General features: G+C 36.5%; 22 protein-coding genes and 1 tRNA gene. 7 read left to right on the top strand and 16 right to left on the bottom strand.

Annotation, left to right across the window (positions count from 1 at the left end):
* Positions 1-2 precede the first annotated feature (2 nt).
* Positions 3-1,880 carry an alpha-amylase family protein gene (locus AABB81_RS14100; protein WP_425287348.1) on the top strand — a complete coding sequence of 626 codons (1,878 nt, stop codon included), beginning with the start codon at positions 3-5 and terminating at the stop codon, positions 1,878-1,880.
* A gap of 66 nt (positions 1,881-1,946) precedes the next feature.
* Here AABB81_RS14100 and AABB81_RS14095 read toward each other — a convergent pair whose 3' ends face one another.
* The 13 genes from AABB81_RS14095 to AABB81_RS14035 all read right to left on the bottom strand — a co-directional run bounded on the left by AABB81_RS14095 (position 1,947) and on the right by AABB81_RS14035 (position 12,818).
* Complete coding sequence (locus AABB81_RS14095; RefSeq protein ID WP_342161197.1) at positions 1,947-2,369, bottom strand: hypothetical protein; 423 nt, start codon at positions 2,367-2,369, stop codon at positions 1,947-1,949.
* A 65-nt stretch (positions 2,370-2,434) separates the two neighbouring features.
* Positions 2,435-2,878, bottom strand: coding sequence for an Hsp20/alpha crystallin family protein (locus AABB81_RS14090; protein ID WP_342161196.1), 444 nt, complete (start codon positions 2,876-2,878; stop codon positions 2,435-2,437).
* Positions 2,879-3,020: 142 nt separating this feature from the next.
* Positions 3,021-3,527, bottom strand: coding sequence for a nicotinate-nucleotide adenylyltransferase (locus AABB81_RS14085; RefSeq protein ID WP_342161195.1), 507 nt, complete (start codon positions 3,525-3,527; stop codon positions 3,021-3,023).
* A gap of 482 nt (positions 3,528-4,009) precedes the next feature.
* Positions 4,010-4,396, bottom strand: coding sequence for a hypothetical protein (locus AABB81_RS14080; RefSeq protein WP_342161194.1), 387 nt, complete (start codon positions 4,394-4,396; stop codon positions 4,010-4,012).
* 3 nt (positions 4,397-4,399) lie between these two features.
* Positions 4,400-5,245: a universal stress protein gene (locus AABB81_RS14075; protein WP_342161193.1), complete on the bottom strand. Its 846-nt coding sequence runs from the start codon at positions 5,243-5,245 to the stop codon at positions 4,400-4,402.
* A 90-nt stretch (positions 5,246-5,335) separates the two neighbouring features.
* Positions 5,336-6,367, bottom strand: coding sequence for a response regulator (locus tag AABB81_RS14070; RefSeq protein ID WP_342161192.1), 1,032 nt, complete (start codon positions 6,365-6,367; stop codon positions 5,336-5,338).
* A 34-nt stretch (positions 6,368-6,401) separates the two neighbouring features.
* On the bottom strand, positions 6,402-7,658 hold the full coding sequence (locus AABB81_RS14065; RefSeq protein ID WP_342161191.1) for a PAS domain-containing sensor histidine kinase: 1,257 nt from the start codon (positions 7,656-7,658) through the stop codon (positions 6,402-6,404).
* A 108-nt stretch (positions 7,659-7,766) separates the two neighbouring features.
* Complete coding sequence (locus AABB81_RS14060; protein ID WP_342161190.1) at positions 7,767-8,630, bottom strand: toxin-antitoxin system YwqK family antitoxin; 864 nt, start codon at positions 8,628-8,630, stop codon at positions 7,767-7,769.
* A 170-nt stretch (positions 8,631-8,800) separates the two neighbouring features.
* Positions 8,801-8,980, bottom strand: a complete 180-nt coding sequence (locus AABB81_RS14055; RefSeq protein WP_342161189.1) for a hypothetical protein — start codon at positions 8,978-8,980, stop codon at positions 8,801-8,803.
* Positions 8,981-9,225: 245 nt separating this feature from the next.
* Positions 9,226-9,543 (bottom strand): GNAT family N-acetyltransferase, encoded by a 318-nt coding sequence (locus tag AABB81_RS14050; RefSeq protein WP_342161188.1) that lies wholly within the window; start codon positions 9,541-9,543, stop codon positions 9,226-9,228.
* Between the two features lie 19 nt (positions 9,544-9,562).
* Positions 9,563-10,837, bottom strand: a complete 1,275-nt coding sequence (locus AABB81_RS14045) for a cryptochrome/photolyase family protein (protein ID WP_342161187.1) — start codon at positions 10,835-10,837, stop codon at positions 9,563-9,565.
* A gap of 24 nt (positions 10,838-10,861) precedes the next feature.
* A complete protein-coding gene (locus AABB81_RS14040) occupies positions 10,862-12,286 on the bottom strand; it encodes an SDR family oxidoreductase (RefSeq protein WP_342161186.1) in 1,425 nt (474 codons plus the stop codon).
* Positions 12,246-12,818 (bottom strand): PH domain-containing protein, encoded by a 573-nt coding sequence (locus tag AABB81_RS14035; RefSeq protein ID WP_342161185.1) that lies wholly within the window; start codon positions 12,816-12,818, stop codon positions 12,246-12,248. The genes AABB81_RS14040 and AABB81_RS14035 overlap by 41 nt, the downstream gene beginning before the upstream one ends.
* Before the next feature lie 203 nt (positions 12,819-13,021).
* Between AABB81_RS14035 and AABB81_RS14030 the strand changes: the two genes are divergently transcribed.
* Positions 13,022-15,232 (top strand): acylase, encoded by a 2,211-nt coding sequence (locus AABB81_RS14030; RefSeq protein ID WP_425287352.1) that lies wholly within the window; start codon positions 13,022-13,024, stop codon positions 15,230-15,232.
* 54 nt (positions 15,233-15,286) lie between these two features.
* On the opposite strand, the gene AABB81_RS14025 is transcribed toward AABB81_RS14030, so the two are convergent.
* Both AABB81_RS14025 and AABB81_RS14020 read right to left on the bottom strand, forming a co-directional pair.
* Positions 15,287-15,493 carry a helix-turn-helix transcriptional regulator gene (locus AABB81_RS14025; RefSeq protein ID WP_342161183.1) on the bottom strand — a complete coding sequence of 69 codons (207 nt, stop codon included), beginning with the start codon at positions 15,491-15,493 and terminating at the stop codon, positions 15,287-15,289.
* Complete coding sequence (locus AABB81_RS14020; RefSeq protein ID WP_342161182.1) at positions 15,483-15,959, bottom strand: hypothetical protein; 477 nt, start codon at positions 15,957-15,959, stop codon at positions 15,483-15,485. The genes AABB81_RS14025 and AABB81_RS14020 overlap by 11 nt, the downstream gene beginning before the upstream one ends.
* A gap of 169 nt (positions 15,960-16,128) precedes the next feature.
* On the opposite strand from AABB81_RS14020, the gene AABB81_RS14015 reads away from it, so the two are divergent.
* A complete protein-coding gene (locus AABB81_RS14015; RefSeq protein ID WP_342161181.1) occupies positions 16,129-16,935 on the top strand; it encodes a M48 family metallopeptidase in 807 nt (268 codons plus the stop codon).
* 477 nt (positions 16,936-17,412) lie between these two features.
* Here AABB81_RS14015 and AABB81_RS14010 read toward each other — a convergent pair.
* Positions 17,413-17,485: transfer RNA gene (locus AABB81_RS14010), tRNA-Phe, on the bottom strand.
* A gap of 99 nt (positions 17,486-17,584) precedes the next feature.
* Between AABB81_RS14010 and AABB81_RS14005 the strand changes: the two genes are divergently transcribed.
* From AABB81_RS14005 to lptC, 4 genes are read left to right on the top strand one after another with little or no spacing between them, the layout of a single operon-like run.
* Positions 17,585-18,313, top strand: coding sequence for a type III pantothenate kinase (locus AABB81_RS14005; RefSeq protein WP_342161180.1), 729 nt, complete (start codon positions 17,585-17,587; stop codon positions 18,311-18,313).
* A complete protein-coding gene (gene bamG, locus AABB81_RS14000) occupies positions 18,310-19,578 on the top strand; it encodes a BamG family beta-barrel-assembly machinery protein (RefSeq protein ID WP_342161179.1) in 1,269 nt (422 codons plus the stop codon). Before AABB81_RS14005 ends, bamG begins: the two co-directional genes overlap by 4 nt.
* 18 nt (positions 19,579-19,596) lie before the next feature.
* Positions 19,597-21,081, top strand: coding sequence for a tetratricopeptide repeat protein (locus AABB81_RS13995; protein WP_342161178.1), 1,485 nt, complete (start codon positions 19,597-19,599; stop codon positions 21,079-21,081).
* A 6-nt stretch (positions 21,082-21,087) separates the two neighbouring features.
* A complete protein-coding gene (gene lptC, locus AABB81_RS13990) occupies positions 21,088-21,654 on the top strand; it encodes an LPS export ABC transporter periplasmic protein LptC (protein ID WP_342161177.1) in 567 nt (188 codons plus the stop codon).

The raw sequence follows: 21,654 nt of genomic DNA, 5'->3' as shown, positions 1-21,654 counted from the left end.
AAATGAAAAATAGTCACATTGTTTTATTAATTGCAATTTTCAGCTTATTTTTCGGCTGTGAGCATCAAGAGCATCCAAAACCAACTGAAATGAAGCAACAAGAGCATAAAAAAGTAATCTACCAGGTTTTTACACGTCTGTTTGGCAATGATAATACCACGAATAAACCCTGGGGAACACTTGAGGAAAACGGTGTTGGAAAATTCAATGACTTTTCTGATAAAGCCTTAACCGAAATTCGTGAACTTGGGGTAACACATATTTGGTATACAGGAGTTTTGCACCACGCTATGGTGACCGATTACAGTAAATTCGGAATTTCAAATGATGATCCGGATGTTGTGAAGGGAAGGGCAGGTTCTCCCTATGCCGTCAAGGATTATTACAGTGTGGATCCTGACCTGGCTGTCGATCCTTTGAAAAGAATGGAAGAATTTCAAGCTTTGATTGACAGGACCCATGAAAATAACATGAAAGTCATCATTGACATAGTTCCTAACCATGTGGCCCGAAAATACGAAGGTATGAACAATCCTGAGGGCGTGTTTGATTTCGGGGCTAATGACGATATAAACTTTGAATATAAAAGAGACAATAATTTTTATTATATCATAGGAGAATCGTTTAAAGTTCCAAACTGGAAAAATAACTATCAGCCTCTTGGTGGGGAAGCCCATCCACTGGCTGATGGCACATTTGATGAAGTTCCGGCCAAATGGACCGGAAATGGCTCAAGATTGTCACAACCTCATGAGAATGACTGGTATGAAACAGTAAAAATCAATTATGGTGTAAGACCAGATGGGACCAAAGATTTTGACCTGCTTCCTGAGGGATATGACAAGAAAGATTACAAAGCGCATTTCGATTTCTGGAAAGATAAAACAGTTCCGGATTCATGGATTAAATTCAGGGACATTGCATTCTTTTGGCTTGAAAAAGGTATAGATGGTCTTCGATATGACATGGCAGAAATGGTGCCTGTTGAATTCTGGAGTTATATGAATTCTTCGATCAAAATGAAATTTCCCAAAGCCCTTTTGCTGGCTGAAGTTTATAATCCGGATCTCTACAGGGCATATATCCACCTTGGCAAAATGGACTATCTGTATGATAAAGTAGGCTTTTATGATAGTATCAAACATATCGTTCAAGGCCATGGATGGACCGATCATATTCCCAAGGTACAGGAAGAAATTTTTGACATAGAACATCATATGCTGCACTTTCTGGAAAACCATGATGAACAGCGTATTGCCAGTCCTGATTTTGCAGGTTCAGCTGAGAAAGGTAAGCCTGCAATGGTTGTGTCAACTACAATCAGTTCCTCACCCACATTACTTTATTTTGGTCAGGAAGTAGGTGAACCAGGAGCCGAAAATGCCGGATTCGGCTCCCCGACAAGAACGTCAATATTCGATTATATTGGAGTTCCTCATTTTCAGCGCTGGACAAATCGCAGGCAATTTGATGGAGCCGGACTTTCTTCTGAAGAAAAAGAATTGAGAACTTTTTATAAAAAGCTCTTGGCCTTTAGCATTGAAAGTGACGCCCTGATGGGAGAATATCGGGAAATTCATTATTACAATAAAGATCAAAACCCCTCTTACGACCACAGGATTTTTTCATTTGTTCGATGGTCCGACACCGAAAAATTGATTATCATTTCTAATTTTGATGCCTTCAAGAGTTATGATCTGAACTTGCTGATTCCTGAAGATGTCATCAAAAACTGGGGGCTGGTTCAAGGAAAATATCTACTGCTTGATCAACTTGATGATTCCTTAAAAAATTCGCTTCACGTAAAAGATGGCAAAGGTATATTGAAAATAAAACTTGGCCCTTTGCAGTCCAATATTTTCAAAATGGCAAAAAAATAAATAGGCTGTTTATTTAAGCAGCCTATGTATGAAAATGATAAACGAAGTCAAAAAGTCTAGACTATATCATTGCTTATTGATCAAAAGTTTTTGCTTATGATGGATCATGATTTTCTTGATAAGAGTGAATATTTTCTTTTTGACGTATCTGAAATTTAAAGTTAGGTTTTCAAAGTCTTTTCCAATACTCATGTGGTCCTTAACAAGATCCCTTTCACTGTTTTGTTTGACTTTTTCTATAGCTGCTGCTATTTTTTCATTATGAGAGCGAACCCTTTTAAGGAGCTCCTCCCCTGAAAGTTCAACTTCCTTAAGTTTTCGAATCAGTTTGCGGGTTGATTCATATAACTTTTCGGAGCTCAAATCAAGAAAATGCTTGCTTAACAAATGTTCTATAAAGACTTGTTCATCCTTCATAAATTCCAGTTCGCTGATCCATGTTATTGAACTATCATGAAGCTTATATAAGGTATTCACATTACTTTCCATAATAATGATTTTAAATGTTGGGGGTATTTAAAAAAATAGGGAGCCGAAACTCCCTATTTCTATGATCAATGTACCTCAATCACTCGTTTTGGAGTAGTTTCATCCACATGAAGTTTATTCAAAACCAATTTCAAGATACCACGCTTGTAGGTAGCATCGATCATTTCTTCTTCATTTACATTTTCTGGTAATGTAAATGATCTAAAGAAAGAATTGTAATTAAACTCTCGGCGAGTAAAATTCTCTTCTTCTTTCTTAGTTTCTTCGCTGTTCTCAGCTGAAATTTTTAACAATCCATTTTCAATGGAAATTTCAAAATCTTTTTTGTTAAAACCTGGAGCCGCAATTTCAATTTCAAAGAGATCGTCAGTTTCTTTTACATTCATTGCAGGGACCCATCTGTTTTCTAAAAAGAAGTCATCGGTAAGCATCCTGTCAGATCCTAAAAGGTCTGTAAACATGGTGTCATACCAAGGTAATCTGGGTTTTTTAAATTTTACAAGTGTCATGACAAAAACATTTTAAATTAACAACAGACTAAAGCTACAATTCAGCTAAGATTTTTGCAATGACCTTGGTCAAGCATTACAATGATATTCATCAAAAAAATTGCCCTTTCGGGCAACTTTAATTTATGTAAAACTTTTCCTGTTAAAGAACCTCACCCTCTTCATCAACCTTGATTCGAATTGTTTTTTTGCCGTTCTTCAAGACTATTTTATAGCTTTTTTTAGCGGGCTGGTCCGCGGTATAACTCACCTTATACACATCCTTTGCAATTGTCCATTTTGGGAATTTTTCTGCAATAGATGAGGCAACAGAATATGGCAAGGCAATGTCTTTGAATTTTTCAATCGTATAAAGAATCTTACCGTCTCTGTCATAAGCTGCTACAATCATGCCGTCAGGAATATAAAAATAAACCCTGTAAAAGTCACTCTGGTCTTCATAAAATTCGGAACTTTTAATATCGAACTTAGCGACCATATCCTCAAGAAGCTGTACAGGAACGGCAGCCTCACTATTATCTACACTATTCAGGTATTTATAATTTGTGGCACGAACCTCTACTTCAGGTAACATGCCTTCATTTATAACCTGGGCATAGAATTGGGTGGTTAACCCTATTGCTAATAAACCTAATAATAATTTTTTCATGATACTTTTGGTTTTAATTAATACTGTTACTCATTGTTAAGGCTAAAATTACCCTATGCCAGTGAGTTAAACAATGACGAGGCTCACGCGAATTGATGATCTTTGTCAAGATACTGGTAAAAAAAACGGAAGGGCATAGATCAAACATCAATAAGGCAAAAAAAAAGAACAGGAAGTTTTTAATTTCCTGTTCCCTTTGAATCAAAAAAAACTTTTACATTTTAGAAATACCTTACATTAAATTCCTTATCAGATCTTTATCATCAGTCAGGTACTTGTTAACCTATAAAACTCATCTCTGATTCTAAGGCCCTACAAACTTTCGCTTGAGCTGCCTCTTAATGTTTCATAGAATTTGATCTATTAAATGCTCGAACACATGGCTCTTTCATTTAATAGACCAAAGCTATATGACTAAAAGTAACAAAACAATGATTAGCATCAATGAATGTGTTGATTCTAATCAATAACAAGGTCCATTCTTAATATTGGACCAACTGGTACGCTTGATTTAACAAAATCAAGCCCACAATAAACAACAAGAACAGTAGAAATTGAAACCATTTGAAATCGATGTTCCAAATCCATTTGGTCGCAAAACCAGGAAAAGCAAATTGACTAATCCCTTTTAACAGGCTAAACCATCCAAACAATGTAATGATGATTCGCCAATCTTTAGCCCAAATATTATGAGCCAATATATTTAACAATCCAATAAGTATTCCAAAAATCGATAAAATGATCATAAATTTGTCATCCTCCGCGAAAGCAAACATTTGCTTAATCCTTTTCGGATAAAGCAGGAAGAGAGAAAAAAACAAGATAAAGAACCAACCCCAAAATTTGGCCAGAAATAGCGAAATATCCATAGTCTATTCATTTAAGTGATGGATAACAAATAGAGGTATTCTCGAATGAAAGCTCAATGCTTTGATTTTAGGTTTAAAAAACAATCTTTCAAAAAAACCATAATGCCTTCCTATAATGACGATCATATCTATGTTTCCCCTGCTCTGAGTAAAACAATTAAGGCCCTCTTCAAAATCAGAAACCGAAAGTGTATAATATTCATGGGGGATTTTATCCAAATAAGCATCTAAATTTCTTTTGTTTTGCTCTTGTATCTCATCCAGGTCATTTGAATCACTAAAATGAACGATTCTTATAACAGAATCATTCATCTCAGCTAAATTGATTAATGGAGACAAATCTTTAAGATCGTGGTTGATACGAAAGTCTGTCGGGAAAAGAAGTTCCTTAGGAGGCTTAAAACTGTTATTTTCGGGCACCGCTATAACATGGCAGGCATTTCTCATGATTACATCAGCTGTGTTACTGCCCATAAAAATCTCCCTGGCTCCAGTTGCTCCTTTGGTTCCCATAATAATAAGGTCTATCTCCTTTTCTTCCACTGCCTGATGCACAGCCAGGCTAAAAAGATTATAGTCACTTATGGTTTCAAAAATATGATTCTTGTTTTCAGGGAGATGCGCAAGGATTTTCTCCATTCCTTCCTTGGAGGCCTCATGCATTTCTTCTTCCATGGCTGACAATTGTGAAATATTTTGGTCCATAAGTTCTTCATTGGCCAAATAGGGAATTCTATATACATTCAAAACAAAAAACATGCAGGGAATATCAGCAAAAAGCTGTGTGGCATATTGAATGGCGTTTATGGAGATTTCTGAAAAGTCAGTGGGTAAAAGAATCTTTTTCATGACAGATCATTTAAAAGTTAAATAAAACTAAAACAATCTGAAAAATTTAGCTATGACCTTGATCATCGTAAGTATTGATTCTGATCAGAATTACTGTATTCTTTCCAGTTTTCTGCGATTTATGACCTGAATTTCATTTTTAAATGTACTGATCAAACCCTCATCCTTCAAATCGGTCAAAGTTCTTGTTAGTGTTTCCTTTGCAATTCCTAAAAAACTGGCAAGATCCGAACGGCTGATCTCTATCGAATGCTGTCCTCCGCCTTTTTCATGAAGCTGCAGAATGGCATCTGCTGTTTTCCTCCTTACTGAATCGTATGCCAGGTGCATTAAATGGTCCTTTATATGTGCCAGGTCATCAGATAGCAAATCCATAAAATTCAACCCAAGCTGAGGATTTGTTTTGATCAGCTCCAATAATTCATGCTTCTGAATTCTAATGATTGAAGTGTTCTTAATGGCCTCTGCATTTTCAATATATGGTTTGTTCGAAAGAAAAGAAGTAAAGCCAAAGAAACTCTTATTTGAAAAAATCTCTGTGATCAATTCTTTTCCTTCCTGGTTAATTTTATATGTTTTTACTTCTCCTTGAAGTATGTAAAAAATATGATTGCTTATATTTCCTTCACAATAGATGGTAGCTCCTGACTTATAATCCATTATATCTTTATGCTCAAAGGCCTTTTCTATCTGATCAATACGCCATTTTTTAAATATTTTAGAGCTCTTGACCCCCTCACTTTCCATGATTTCCTTTCTTTTTAACCTGGATGCTACTGCGCTGAGCAATTCTGATTCTTCAAAGGGTTTGGTAATATAATCGCTTGCACCAAGATCCATTCCCCTTCTGACGTCTTCGTGTTTGGTTTTGGCCGACATAAAAATTACCGGGATCCTTTGAAGTGACTTATTCCTCATCATGATTTGTAAAACGCCATAGCCGTCAAGCTCTGGCATAAGTATATCGCAAATAATAAGATCCGGCTTAAAAAATGTAGCTTTTTCCAAGCCGAATTTTCCGTTTTCCGCGACGATCACTTCATAATTTGCCAGCTGTAAAATTTCAGCAGTATTTTCTCTTACAATTTTGTCGTCTTCAATGATTAGAATCTTTTTTTTCATAAACCCATATTAACAATTCTGTCAAGACATTTTTTTAATCCTGTGCTTTCAAATTTTTATATGTGACAGGCAACTGCAAGACCACTTTGGTACCTTTATGTTCTCTGCTTTGAATATCAATACTGCCATTAAGCTTAACCAAATATCGTTTTGCTATGTTAAGTCCGATTCCTGTACCTTGAATGGGAAGTGCATTCTTTGCCCTGTAAAATCTTTCAAAAACATGTTCTTGCTCTTCTTTAGGGATTCCTATCCCCTCATCTTCAATGGATATTTTTAATACATCATTATTATGAATCTTCATCCTGATTACAGAATATTCAGGTGAATATTTTATAGCATTGTACAATACATTTTTGATAATAATATCGATTACTTTTCTATCCTGCAATAATTCAACAGAGAACTTACAGGGTGTAATTTCTATTTTTTGACCCTCTTTAAGGATGGCCTTGGCGTCTTTAACGAGTTTGTTTATCAAATCACAAAATTTAAACCTTGATAAACGCATAGCGTAGTTTTCACTTTCTGTATTTTCAAGAAACAGAAAATCATCAAGGATATTATTCAACTGTATGACCAGGTTTTTGATCTTAGTAACATGGCTGTTAATATTCCCATTAGGTTCCTTATCATTATATTTTTCTATCAAACCTGCCGACGTCAAAATTCCACTTAAAGGCGTTTTAAATTCATGTGATGCCAAAGAGATAAATTTTGTTTGCATGATATTGAGTTCCTTCTCCTTTTCCAATGCTATTTTTGCCTTGTTCTCGGCTATGATTCTTTCTTTGATCTCTTCCTTTAGTTTCAAATTAGATCTCTCAAGTTCTGAAACAACATGAGTCAATTGAGCTGTTTGTTGTTCAACCTCAAATTCCAGGTTTCGGTTCCTTTCTTTAATAAGGAGTTCATGCTTTTTTCTGGTGCCTATCTCAGAAATCAGGGCCTTAGCGTAAAATGACCCCTCATGTTCAATATAATTTAAACCAATCTCCAGGTCCAGGGTACTTCCATTTTTGTGTAATCCTAAGAATTCCCGGCCTTTCCCCTTCTTATATTTTTTTGGGGATTTTACAAAAGAATTAAACTGTTCGTGGTGGATGTGGTGGTGAGATTTGGGAATGAGGAAATCTATTTTTCTACCGAGTATTTCAGATTTCTTATATCCAAAAATTTCCCCCAGGGCAGAATTTATCATTACAATTCTTCCCTCCTCATTTGCTATGCATATTCCTTCTAAAATAGAATCAAAACAAATTTTGTAAAAAACATCATCACTTTTAAACATGTGTTTCGTTTTTCAAAAATTCAATGCATGAAGTTAAGGAAAATCTAGGATTTTAATGTAATTTCTCTTTATAAAATAATCATTCTAAATAAATATACCCTCAGTGTATTAACCGATGACCTGTCCATTTTTATACGTTGTTTTATTCACTAAGCGCCCTTTTTCATCATAGGTCTCAAACTCTCCCGTCAACCTTCCTTCTTTAAAATAACCCTTCCTTTTTAATTTTCCATTTTCATGGTAAATTTCAAAGGGTCCATTTTCTGATCCTCTGGTGTAATAACCTTTTCGTTTTAAATATCCATTTTCATGATACATATAAAAATCTCCTTCCTTTTCACCATCCACATATTCCGTTTTAACATAGAGCATCTTATTTTCATAATAATTCTCATAGGGTCCGTTGAGAAGATCATTGGAGTAAAATGACGTTTCTTTTAGATCTCCGTTTTCATAGTATTTGAGAGATAGCCCTTCTCTTTTACCATTTTGATAACTAACACTCGACTTCAGGTTCCCGTTTTCGTAATACTTTTTTTGAATTCCATCATAACTTCCTTCTATGTGGTTTCCTTCCGCCTCTACTTGACCATTTTTGTAATACATAACAAGAGGGCCATGGTATTTACCAAGTTTAAAGCCGGTTTTTATCTTTATCTGGCCATTTTCATAGTATTCTTCATAGTGGCCGTGGTATTTATCATCTTTAAAAGAAGTCTTTCGCTTTAGTTGTCCATTTTCATGGTAAAGTTCATACGGCCCGTTTTTAATACCATTCTCTACAGAATATTTTAATTTTGGCCGAATATAATTTTCATATACAACCCCATTGTATTGAACCTCATTGGCATAAAGTATACTTTTACCATCAACATTCCTTTCTTCTATTTCCGAAACGTGGACCTTTTTCTGGGCTTTTAATGTGCTAACACATAAGATCACAAGAAAAAGTATCATTGTTTTTTCTTTCATTGCATCAAGATTAATTTCACCAAACCGCTCAAAAATAGAAATTTATCCTGAAAGAAGAAATAATTTAACTTTTGGATTATTAATTATTTTAAACAAAACTAACTGAAAATGAGCTTATTTCTTTTAATTATAGTCAAGAAAAATAAACAGCCATCTGTCAAATACCTGTTTTATCTTTTGAAAGAATATTTATAAAACAACTCAATACCGGATTTGGCTATAATCAGAACTCCCATCGTAAACGTCACATAAACAAATCCCTTTACGGCAGATTTCAATAACCCTAACCCCGGGGCATTGAATTGTGTGATGGTATTAAAAACAAGGAACAGGCCCGCGATTACTGTCATGCCCGCTAAACTTTTGAAAATCTCTTTCATGTTACATTATAGTACGATAAGTAGTATCAAATGTATCGCTGATAAGCCAACAAACAGACGACACCTTATGTCTGGGGTCCCATTAATTTCTTTTCGAAACAAATGCTGTTTTCTACGCCTGTATACTGGCCGTAGTTTGGTATTGTTTTGTATCCCTGACTTTGGTACAAGGCAATTGCTTCGGGTTGTCTTTTTCCAGTTTCCAATCTGCACGTCTAGAATTCCAGTTCCATGGCCCATTTTTCCAATCCTGACAAAATGATCCTTGCAACACCTCTGCCTCTCGTATCCTTGACTACAAACATTCTTTTGACCTCCATAGTATTATCATCCAACTCTTTAATGGCTCCGCAACCAATAAAAACCCCCTTCTCACAGGCAAGAACGACATGCTTTAAATGATCTATTTGATTGAATTGATGATAAAAAGCATGATCATCCCCGTCTCTTTCGGCCAATTCAGCATCGAGAAACTCAACGAGTTTTATAAAATCGGGATGTGAAGAATTGGTCCTCAATAGTGTGATCATCATACAACGCTTAACGGTATTTTCACTTAATGCCTTCCTTATAGGTTTTTAATGCCCTTTCCCGTGCATATTTATGATCTATCATGGGTTCGGGATACTCAGGGCTATCAAACTCAGGAATCCATTTTCGAACGTACACCAGGTCTTTATCGAATTTTTTCAATTGCTCCGAAGGATTAAAAATACGAAAATAAGGTGCTGCGTCACAACCGGTTCCTGCCGCCCACTGCCAGTTTCCATTATTTGAAGAAAGCTCATAATCAAGGAGTTTCGACGCAAAATATGCCTCTCCCCAACGCCAGTCAATCAGAAGGTGCTTGCATAAAAAACCGGCAGTTATCATTCTTACCCTGTTATGCATGTAGCCTGTGGTATTCAATTCTCTCATTCCGGCATCAACCATAGGGAATCCTGTTTGTCCCTTACACCAATTCTCAAAATCAACCGGGTCATTTATCCATTTGACTCCGTCGTATTTCGGTTTAAAATTCTGGTGCACCACTTTTGGATAATGGTAAAGAATTTGCATAAAAAATTCCCGCCAAATAAGTTCACTCACAAGGACCTCACTTATTGACCAAAGACTTGCTACCGTTTCTCGTATACTGATCGTTCCAAACCGCAGGTGAGGGCCCAAAAAAGTCCCTCCGTTTTTGGCCGGAAAATCACGATCACGGCCATAATCAACCGCCACGGACAGATTAAAATCTTTTACTTCTTTCTCAGAAAAACTAAATCCAAGTGATTCAAGTGATGGGAAAGACTGCTGCTGCTTTAAAAACCTCTTAAAGTTTATTGTTCTTCTTTCAAATTTCGGTATAAATTGCCTGAGCCATTTATTTTTATAAGGAGTAAAAACATGATAGGGTTCTTTGTTATCCTTTACGACTTCTCCTTCTTCAAAAATCACCTGATCTTTAAACTGATAAAACCCGATCGATGACTTCTGTAGCAATTGCTCCACTTTACGATCTCTTTCACGAGCATAAGGCTCATAATCCTTATTGCTAAACACTTTCGAAATCTTGTGCTTTTCCAGGAGCTGTTTCCATACCTCAAGAGGATCGCCCTTTAAAACCAGTAAACCACTACCGTGTTTTTTAAGCTCAATGTTTAAGCCCTTTAGCGTTTTATAAATAAAACTAATCCGGGGGTCATCCGCGTCCAGTTCATTGATAATTCGTTCATCAAATATAAAGACAGGCAGTACAGCTTCTTCTTCTGCCAATGCAGCTAACAAGCCCGTATTGTCATTAAATCTCAGGTCACGACGAAACCAAAAAACCACTTTTCGCATATCCAACTATTTTTATCGATTCCTTTATTTACCTGAAGTGGCTATCCTGTTCAACATTCCATTGAAAATAAAACCATGAAAAGGGTATATCGCATACCAGTACATACGACCCATCAATCCAACGGGTCTGAAAGTAGCCGTTTGAACAAGGTATTCATTTTTTATCCTAAATTCGAGCCATGCCTCTCCCGGAAGCTTCATTTCGGCAAATAATAATAACCTTCCTTCTTTTTTATTGGCATACAAAACCCTCCAAAAGTCAACGGCATCACCTGAATTCAACTCTGTTCCATTAGTTCTGCCTCTCCTAAGCCCTACGCCTCCGACTAATTTGTCAATATAACCGCGAATTTTCCATAACCAGGTACCATAATACCATCCGGTTTCCCCGCCAATTCTCCAAATCTTATCGATTGTGGTTTGTAAATCACCATATTTCATTTCCCTCTGATCCTTAAAACAGCCAAAGGAAGGCACATTGATAAAATCTGAGATTTCCATATCCAGGGTCCCGCTGCTCATCGCGTCTTTCCAGCTTGAGATAATCTCATTGCTTTCTATTCTGCTGAAGGCCCTGATCAAAGATTCCCTGTAACTAATGGGTTCTATCCCAAGCGTTTTTGCCCAATCATTATTTCGGCAAATCACTTCGACCTTCATGCTGTTCACCAAGGCTATCGCTAGGTTATAAGATGTTGATGTAACAAAATACAGCCAGTAAGAAGACAACCTGGGAGTCATGACCGGAACAATATAAATACGCCTTTTTAAATTTCTTACACTTGCAAATTCTTCCAGCATTTGCTTGTAAGTCAAAATATCAGGCCCGCCAATATCGAAATCTTTGTCATAGCCCTTTTCATTAAACAAAGTTTTTACAAGAAATCTAATTACATCTTTTACTCCAATGGGCTGACATTTGGTTAGAAGCCATTTTGGAGTAATCATAATGGGTAATTTTTCCACCAGGTCCCTTATAATTTCAAAAGAGGCACTGCCCGAACCAATAATAATACCTGCTCTAAGGGTGGTCAATTTATAATTCCCCAACGACAATTCTTCCTCGACATTTTTCCGTGACTTGAGGTGTTCTGACAAAACTTCACTGTTAATGATCCCGCTTAGGTAAACGACATGCTTTACCTGGGTCCGGTTCATTGCTTCTTTAAAATTATGAGCAGATTGAAATTCGAGCTGTTCATAATCTTTAGAAGAAGACATGGAATGCACCAAATAATAGGCCCCGTCAATATCATTTGGAATGTTGGCCAGGGTTGTCTGGTCTAGAAGATCAAGTTCAATTATTTGAATCCTTGGTTTCAAAGATTGCGGAGGATTAAATCTTTTCAAATCCCTTACCCCACATATCACTTGATGCCCATTCTCCACAAGAACAGGCAACAATCTTTTACCAATATAACCTGTAGCTCCTGTGAGAAGTATTTTCATAATCTGGTTGTTTTTTGCTAATTTCTTTTAAAAGATTCCTTATTTCGAGCAGTACTTCCAAAGATTCCCGATCTTTAGGTTCTAAGGGCTTGTCATCGATTTTTCTCATACGCAATTCCCTTTGTTCTAATACTTTTTGCTTGAATTCCTCTGCCTTTACGATTCCGATCAACTTTATGTCACTCCCATGTGGGTTACTGCTGCCGGCAGTTTCAATTTTCAACACGCGTAATTCCAACAAATTCAATATAGGGTTTTGCAGAAAGGTGAGATCCTGAATATTCTCCAGGGGAATTGTCTTTTCCACTTTAAAAAAGGCTCCTTTACTAAAAATAAGGTGTCGGGTGCTCAGACTGCATTTCAGGTTCTCATAATAACGCCTGCTAACATACTGACCAAAACCCAGTAACCAAACTATTAAAAATGGAATACCAATGATGGTTACTAAGAGGAAAAATCCAACCGACAACAAAATATAGGTTTTGATCTTCTCGCTAAAAGAAGCTTCCAAAATAATGGGGGCTTGATTCATAAGGAATTATTCATAAATTAAAGAATTTCAAATTCATTGCTTTTGATCAGGAATTGCTCGCATAAAAATACTGAAAATTTTTATGGATTCGTTCTCATCTCAACCTTATAAAAATGATGGTTGATTTATTGAGCTGCGGTAATACATCCGGGAAAAAAATTACCTTTGTTCAGATTGATTTATTTACAACCTATCAGACACTTATGAAAAAATCATTTTTTCTTTTTCTTTTGATCGCCTTAGCCAGCTGTGTTCAAAACCAAAATGAATCAAAAGACAATAAAGACCAAAAACGCTGGAAAGAACGAGCGAGTAATGTTGAAATCATCAGAGATGATTTTGGTGTGCCTCATATTTATGGCAAATCGGATGCCGATGCTGTTTTTGGTTTGTTATATGCCCAATGTGAAGATGATTTTAATCGAGTAGAACAAAATTATATTTGGGCCATTGGGAGGCTCGCTGAAGTTGAAGGAGAAACATCTTTGTATAGTGATTTGCGTGCGAATCTTTATATGACAAAAGAAGAAGCTATTGAAAACTATAAGAATAGTCCTAAATGGTTGCAAGAGCTTTGTGTAGCTTTTGCTGATGGGGTTAACTACTATCTTAAAACACATCCTGAGGTAAAGCCCAAACTCCTGACATATTTTGAACCCTGGATGCCAATGTATTTTAGCGAAGGTTCAATTGGTGGTGATATTGAACGTGTTTCAACGTCGAAAATTAAAAATCTTTACGATAAAACTGCTTCGGATGAATTGGTGATAAATGATGGATTGATCAGACTAAAAGATAATGAACCAAGAGGATCTAATGGGTTTGCCATTTCAGGAAAATTAACAAAATCAGGTGATGCCATGTTACTCATTAACCCGCACACTTCTTTCTTTTTTCGTGGTGAAGTTCATGTAGTTAGTGAAGAAGGACTTAATGCTTACGGTGCTGTAACCTGGGGGCAATTTTTTGTTTACCAGGGATTTAATGAAAAAACAGGTTGGATGCATACCTCAACAGGAACAGATATTATTGATGAGTTTGAAGAAACCATCGTTGTGGAAGACGGTAAAACATCTTATAAATATAGTGACGAGTTGCGTCCTGTTGATTCTTTGGAAGTAACTTTAAATTACAAAAGCACTGATAGTGTTAGGCAAAAAACATTCATGATGTACCGCACGCATCATGGTCCAATTACACACACAATTGGTGAGAAATGGGTTTCCACCGCTTTAATGTGGAGCCCGATTAAAGCCTTGGAACAATCTTTTACAAGAACCAAGAAATCTAATCATGATGAGTTTTATAACATGATGGATATCAGGACAAATTCATCAAACAATACTGTTTATGCAGATGCAGATGGGACAATTGCCTATTATCATGGAAATTTTATTCCAAAAAGAGATGTGAGTTTTGATTATACAAAACCTGTAGATGGAAGTAATCCAAAAACCGATTGGCAAGGTTTACACGATTTAAAAGATAATATTTTGGTTTTAAATCCTCCTAATGGCTGGATCCAAAATTGCAACTCTACCCCTTTTACAAGTGCAGATCAATACAGTCCGAAACGAGAAGATTATCCGGTTTATATGACGTCTTATCCAGAAAATTTTAGAGGTTTACATGCCATTTCATTATTGCAACAAGCAGAGAACCTGACCTTAGACACATTAATTGAATTGGCTTATGATCCTTATTTGCCGGGAGCAGAAATATTAATTCGCGGTTTATTAGAGGCTTCAGAAACTTCTTCAGTTAAATCACAGGAAGCTAAAGAAGCTATTGAACTTTTAAAGACCTGGGATTTTAGCGTATCTGTAAACTCGGTTGAAATGACCCTGTTTCATTTTTATGTATATGCCTATTTGAAATCTGATAAAATTCCTAGGACGTTAGACAATAAGGGAAACTATTGGTTTGAGGTATTTGACTATATGAGTAAAGCATCTGCTCCTGAAGAACGTTTAGAAGTATTTCAAACTGGCTTAGAAAATCTAACAGCAGATTTTGGTTCCTGGAAAACGCCTTGGGGAGAATTCAACAGATATCAAAGAAATGATGGTGAAATTCATCAGGAATTTGATGACTCAAAGCCAAGTCTTGCAGTTGGTATGGCTTCTGGTCGTTGGGGGGCATTGGCTTCCTTTGGTGCTAGAAGAGGTGAAAACACAAAGCGGCAATATGGTGTGTCGGGTAATAGTTTTGTTGCTGTTGTAGAGTTCGGAGACAAGGTAAAAGCAAAAACCTTATTGGCTGGAGGACAAAGTAGTGATCCAAATTCACCACACTTTGATGATCAGGCACAGCGTTATGCTGATGCCCAATTTAAAGATGTTGCCTACTATAAAGAGGATGTTCTCAAAAGGGCAGTTTCCACTTATCATCCGGGAGGCAATATTGAAAAATAATTGTCTTGAATGCTAAGAGAGATAACAGATCAGACTCCTGGACTCAATGAACAATTAGTCCCAATCGGTATCTTCAAGTACAAAGATTTTACCTACTTCGGTTTCAAAAATACTGGCAAGTCTCAGTGCCAGAACCGTTGAAGGAACGTACTTTCCTAATTCCATGGCATTAATTGTTTGTCTGCTTACTTTTGCCAATCGCGCCAGTTCCGCCTGGGTGATATTCTTTTTGGCTCTTTCAACTTTGATACTATTCTTCATGGCCAATGGATTTATTAAGTTTTCTTACTTGCCAGTTAAACCTGATGATAAAAAACAACAGGATCGTAAACATATTAAAGATCATTACCCAAAGAAAAGATATGCCATAAACAAACAGCATGGCTACAAACAAAACAGCATAATTCACATAAGTGGCCCAAACCAGTGATTCCAGCCTGATTTTTGCAATCAATTCATCTTCCTGTTTTTCTTTGGAAAAAGCCACCATAAGAAAACTCAGGATCAAGATTGTTCCAATAATTTCATTTAACACATTGTTCTCAGTCATTTCAAAAACAAATTGTTCACCAATGATCTCATCAACAAAGATGGCTGGTACATTTAAATCGAATACTTCAGGTTCAATATCATTATTAACTACGTAAAAGCCTATTAGCACAAAAGGCACCAAAATCATCAATCCAATGCGCTTGAATCGATGGGGGAATAAATAGTTTAGTTTCATCGTGTAAAATTTAAATTCAAAACAAATGTAAGAATTATTTATCATAATGTAAAGTATTTTTTACTTTATGTACTGTATTTTTTCCAATATAAACCAGATTAGTTTGACTTAATTGGCCATTATTTAGTACATAATTCATACCTTTGGCCCAGCTTAATCACATTTGTCAATGAAAAAAATAACCTTGTGTTTCATCGTATTTATAACTCTTTATTCGTGCAGTACAGTTCCAATAACCGAAAGAAAAAGGGTAAATATTGTTGACGATTCCCAAGTACTTCCGGTTAGTTTTGCGCAATATGATACTTTTCTAAAGGAAAATAAGTTATCAGATGATAAGGCCAAGACTAAAGAAATCCAGGAGGTTGGCAAAAGAATTGCAAAATCTGTTGATCGATTTATGAGGGCTAACGGGATGACGGAAGAGGCCAATAATTACCAATGGGAATTTAATCTTGTGGAAGACGATCAGATGAATGCCTGGTGCTTACCGGGAGGCAAGGTTGTATTCTTTACAGGAATGTTGACCATTTGTAATAATACCGACGGAATTGCAGCAGTGATGGGCCACGAAATCGCCCATGCTTTTGCCAAACACGGGCAAGAAAGAATGACCAGTGCTTACGGGCAACAATTGGGAGGAATAGCAGTTGCCATGGGAACTTCAGGTCAAAGCAATGAAACTCGTGCATTGTGGAATAATATATACGGAATTAGTTCACAGGTTGGGATGCTGGCTTATAGCAGGACCCATGAAACTGAAGCCGATAAACTTGGGATGGTTTTTATGATCATGGCCGGATATGATCCTGAAGAGTCCATTGAGTTGTGGAAAAAAATGAAGGAAAGTGCCAAAGGCAATGCGCCCCCTGAGTTTTTAAGTACCCATCCATCAAATGATACACGTATCGAAAATTTAATAAAATATCTCCCCGTTGCCAGAATGAATGCCAAGCAATACGGCATTGAAAATTAAAAAATCAGGAAAAGTAAACTTATCTCAACCAGGAAGTGCCGAACACAATATAAAAAGCAAAATCTTTACCATTGCCCCAGGCAAAGTCTGTACCCATGTTCACTCCCAGCAGTCGTGCGATTTTATATCTGAATCCTGTACCTACAGTATACTTTTTTTTTAATAAAGCCTGTAATCACCACTCCGCAAGCTGAAGCGCTTTAATTTGGATAAAAATGTATTATTGTTGTTTTCCAAGTTTTCTTTGTAAATGAGGTCGATTTATTTTGGCAGGAAGCATCCTTTAATACGTTAAGTTTTCAATATGTGTTTCTGTTTAAGGAAGCTTTTATAAATGATTAAAAAGGCAATATAAAAAAAGCAAAAAATAAATTATCCACCTAAAACCACAATAATAATTGATCAATTTTAAATATGATAAGATAGGTAATAGAAAGAAAAAACCCTTAATTCAACTAAGAATTAAGGGCTTTAAAGTGGTGCCTCCAAGAATCGAACTAGGGACACATGGATTTTCAGTCCATTGCTCTACCAACTGAGCTAAGGCACCATCGCTTTGAGCGGGTGCAAATATAAATTTATTTTTTATTCTTATCAAAACAATTCATTAAAAAATCTGCCGTACTTTTGCTTTTCATTTCATCCTACCATGAATTTAGTTATTGATATTGGCAATTCGCAAATAAAAGTTGCTGTTTTCGACGAGACAATTCTAATTTTCAAAGATAATTTCAAAACCGAAACCTTTTTATCCGGCATTCTGGATGTTACGGATCAATATAATGTTGAAAAGGGTATCATTTCACATGTGGCCCAGATTGATAAGCAAATACTTGTTTCGCTTAAAGAAATTGTTCCTTTGATTGAGCTGAATCATGAAACCAAACTTCCTTTTTTTAACAAGTATTTAACACCCAAAACATTAGGAGTAGATCGACTGGCCTTGATAGCGGCTGCCAGCTCACAGTTTCCCGATGAAAATACCCTGGTCATCGATGCCGGGTCATGCATCACATTTGATCTTTTGAATGAATTTGGCGAATACTTTGGCGGAAGTATTTCGCCGGGAATTGAAATGCGATACAAGGCAGTAAATCATTATACGGCAAATCTTCCTTTGCTCAGTAAATCCGAAAGTATCCCCGAGGTTGGCAATTCTACTGAAAATGCCATCCATCGCGGTATCTTAAACGGTGTCATTCAGGAAATTGAAGGCGTGATTGAGCAATATAAGTGGAAATATCAAAAATTAACAGTAGTTTTAACAGGAGGTGACACAATTTTCTTGGCAAAAAACTTAAAAAGTAGCATATTTGCCATTCCAAATTTTTTATTGGAAGGATTGAATAGTATTTTGATACATAATATAGACGAATGATAAAAGATTTAATAGTAATTGCTATTCTTTTTATATCAACACTAAGTTTTTCACAGACAACCAATTCTTCTCCATATTCTTTATTCGGAATTGGAGATCAGGCAAATCTTAAAACAGTTGAAGAAATTGCGATGGGACAGATGGGTGGAGCATTAAATAGCGAATATCAGCTGAGTTTTACGAATCCTGCTTCTTATGGATCGTTGAACTACACAACCTATGTCTTCTCCGGAGGGAATAAAACCAATTTTGTAGATGACGGTCAAAGCAACCAAACCAGTTCTGCAGCAGCCTTGAGCTACATCGCTCTGGGAATTCCCATCAGAGGGAATCAGGGCCTGGTAATGGGGCTTCAACTTAATACTGCTGTTGGATATTCATTGATCGATCAGGCTTTTGACAATGAGGGTAATTTGACCCAGATTGACAGTTATTTTGGAAATGGAGGAACTAACCGTGTTTTTTTAGGATATGGCTACCGTTTCCCATTTAATTTGTCTTTAGGTGCTGAACTTGCCTATGTTTTTGGTAATATTGACAAGAACGTATTAAACAGAAGAAATAATATTCAATTGGCTACCCGAAACCTTACCGATTCAAATGTGAAGGGAACTTCCCTAAAGATTGGAGCGCATTATGAAACTAAGATCAGTGAAGACCTTAGTCTTAAATTCGGGCTGGCTGCCGATCTCGAATCAACACTAAAAGAAAAGGGCACTGATCAACTTTATTCAGTGGTTAACGTTGAGGATGGATCCGGATTTCCTGTTGATACTTTAAGTAGCTCACAGTTTTCTTCGACGATCACTTCTCCATTAAAAACGGCCATTAGTGCCGGTATTGGTGAAAATAATAAGTGGTTTGTAGGGGCCGAATACACTTTTCAAAACCCTTTGGAGTTTACCGGTGGGATATATGAAGACATTGATTTTTATCGCTATGATAAATTTACAAATATTTCAGTTGGAGGTTTTTACACACCAAAAATAAATTCACTGGGCAACTATTTTCAAAGGATGACCTATAGGGCCGGTTTTAATTTCCAACAAACAGGATTGGTGGTCGATGAAACTGAAATAAATGAATATGGCATATCTTTTGGTGTAAGCTTACCTATGGGATTAAAAATATCTAATGTAAATTTGGGAATTGAACTTGGTAAGCGGGGTACAACAGATAATAACTTAATTGAAGAACAATTTTTTAACTTTAGATTAAGTTTGTCACTTAATGACAAGTGGTTTAGAAAACAAAAAATTTATTAATATTAACAAATCTTAAACATGAAATCAGCAAAGACGGTATTGGTAGCAGTAGTTCTTTTACTTACGGGTGGGAGCTTTACTGCTTATGCTCAAGACAAGTACGGTAGTGAACCCGACAAATGTAAAACGAACCTCTCACTTTTCCATGAGGCAGTAAAAATGGCAAATTATGACGCTGCTTATGAACCTTGGAAATGGTGTCTTGAAAACTGTCCTGAAGCTTCAAAAGTCATCTACAGTGATGGGTTAAAAATGGCTGAGGCCAAGTACGACATGGCGGCTGGTGAGATTGTTGTTAGTAAGGGTGAAAAAGTTCAAACCAACGATTATATCTTCAAAGTAGAGAAGTCGTACTATGACACTACTAAATCAAACAAAGCAGAAATGGGTAAACATGCTCAGGAAGTCATCCTTATTTATAATATGAGGATAAAATACTTTCCTGAAAACCTGGGAAAAGTTTATAGCGACTGGGCCAACTTCCTTTTTAAAAGAGCTGTATTGGAGGAATTGGAGTTGGATGATGAAATCTATGAAAAATTAGGTTTATCGTTTAAAGCTGATCCAACCGGAATGAGTATTAAAAATTTGGGTAAATACTTTGAAACTGTAACCGAACTTTCAAAAGACACCAATCCGCAACTGGTGTTTGACACTTATGATGATATTACTGAAGCAGTCAGCATGAAAATGGAAAATTATTCCAGAGAGCTTGATGCCATGAACGATAAGGTAGCAAAAGGAGGACAACTTACGTCAAAAGAGAAAAGCAAGAAGAGAGCCGCGGAGGTAAACCTTACTGCCCTTGGTCAGGTTGAAGGATATCTTGACAATACCTTAACTGAAGTTGCTACCTGTGATAGATTGATCCCTTTGTATAAAGGCAATTTCGAAAGTAATAAAAATAATGTAACCTGGCTAAAAAGAGCTGTGTCCAGATTGAATCAAAAAGAATGTACAGACAGCCCTATTTACCCGCAGATGGTAGAAGCTTATGTGAATGCAGCCCCATCGTCTGATGCTTATGTATTCTATGCAGGAATCTTGATGGAACAAGGTGAAGATAATAAAGCCATTGAATACTTTAATAAAGCAATTGGTCTTGAATCGGATAATTATAAAAAAGCAAAGTACTATTACAGAGTTGCCCTGATCATGAAAAAGAAAGGTTCAAGGTCTAAAGCCAGAGAATATGCACGTCTGGCAATTAAAGAAAGACCAAGTATGGGTAGTGCTTATTTACTGATCTCAAATCTTTACGCTGCAAGTGCTAATAATTGTGGAACAGATGAAATCTCAAAAAGGATGGTTTATGTAGCTGCTGCCGACAAGGCGAGACAAGCTAAGGCTGCTGACCCGGGAATTACATCAACAGCCAATAAATACATAAAAAGTTATATGGCCAGTGCCCCGTCAAAAAAATTGGTTTTTACCGAAGGCCTCGCTTCAGGTACTAACCATCAGATTGGATGTTGGATCAATGAAACAGCAAAAATCCCATAATAATTTATGGCTAAAAAAATATCATACCGCTTATTAAACATTGCTACTATAGTCATAGTAGCAATGTTTTTTTCTTGTGGTAATGATATCAAAGAGGTACAAGACTTTTTAGCCGAGAAAAACCTGCCCATAGGAGCCGCGACAAATGTCTACCTGGTTCATACTGATTCAGGAAGGGTAAAGACCATTTTAACCGCTCCTGTTATGCATGATTTTTCGAATAGAGAAGATCATCCTTATACGCTATTCCCTGATGGGGTTCGCATTGTAAGTTTTAATTCAAAGGGTGATTCTGTTATTCTTACTGCCGGATATTCCATTACCTTTACCAATACAAATGTCTCGGAGGTAAAAGACAGCGTTAGTGTGGTCAACCCGGCAGAGAAAATGAAATTATTCACCAGTCAGCTTTTTTGGGATTCAAATGAACATTATATTTATACTGAAAAAAAATTCACATTGATCACTCAGGCAGACACCATTCGCGGTCAGGGATTTGAATCTAATGAAGACCTTAGCAAGGTCAATATGAAGTCTGTTAAAGGCAGTGTATATGTTAATGAATCACCTTAG

The organism is Lutimonas vermicola (genome assembly GCF_038433205.1).
Taxonomy (GTDB): Bacteria; Bacteroidota; Bacteroidia; order Flavobacteriales; family Flavobacteriaceae; genus Lutimonas; species Lutimonas vermicola.
This window is presented reverse-complemented; position numbering and strand designations above follow the sequence as displayed.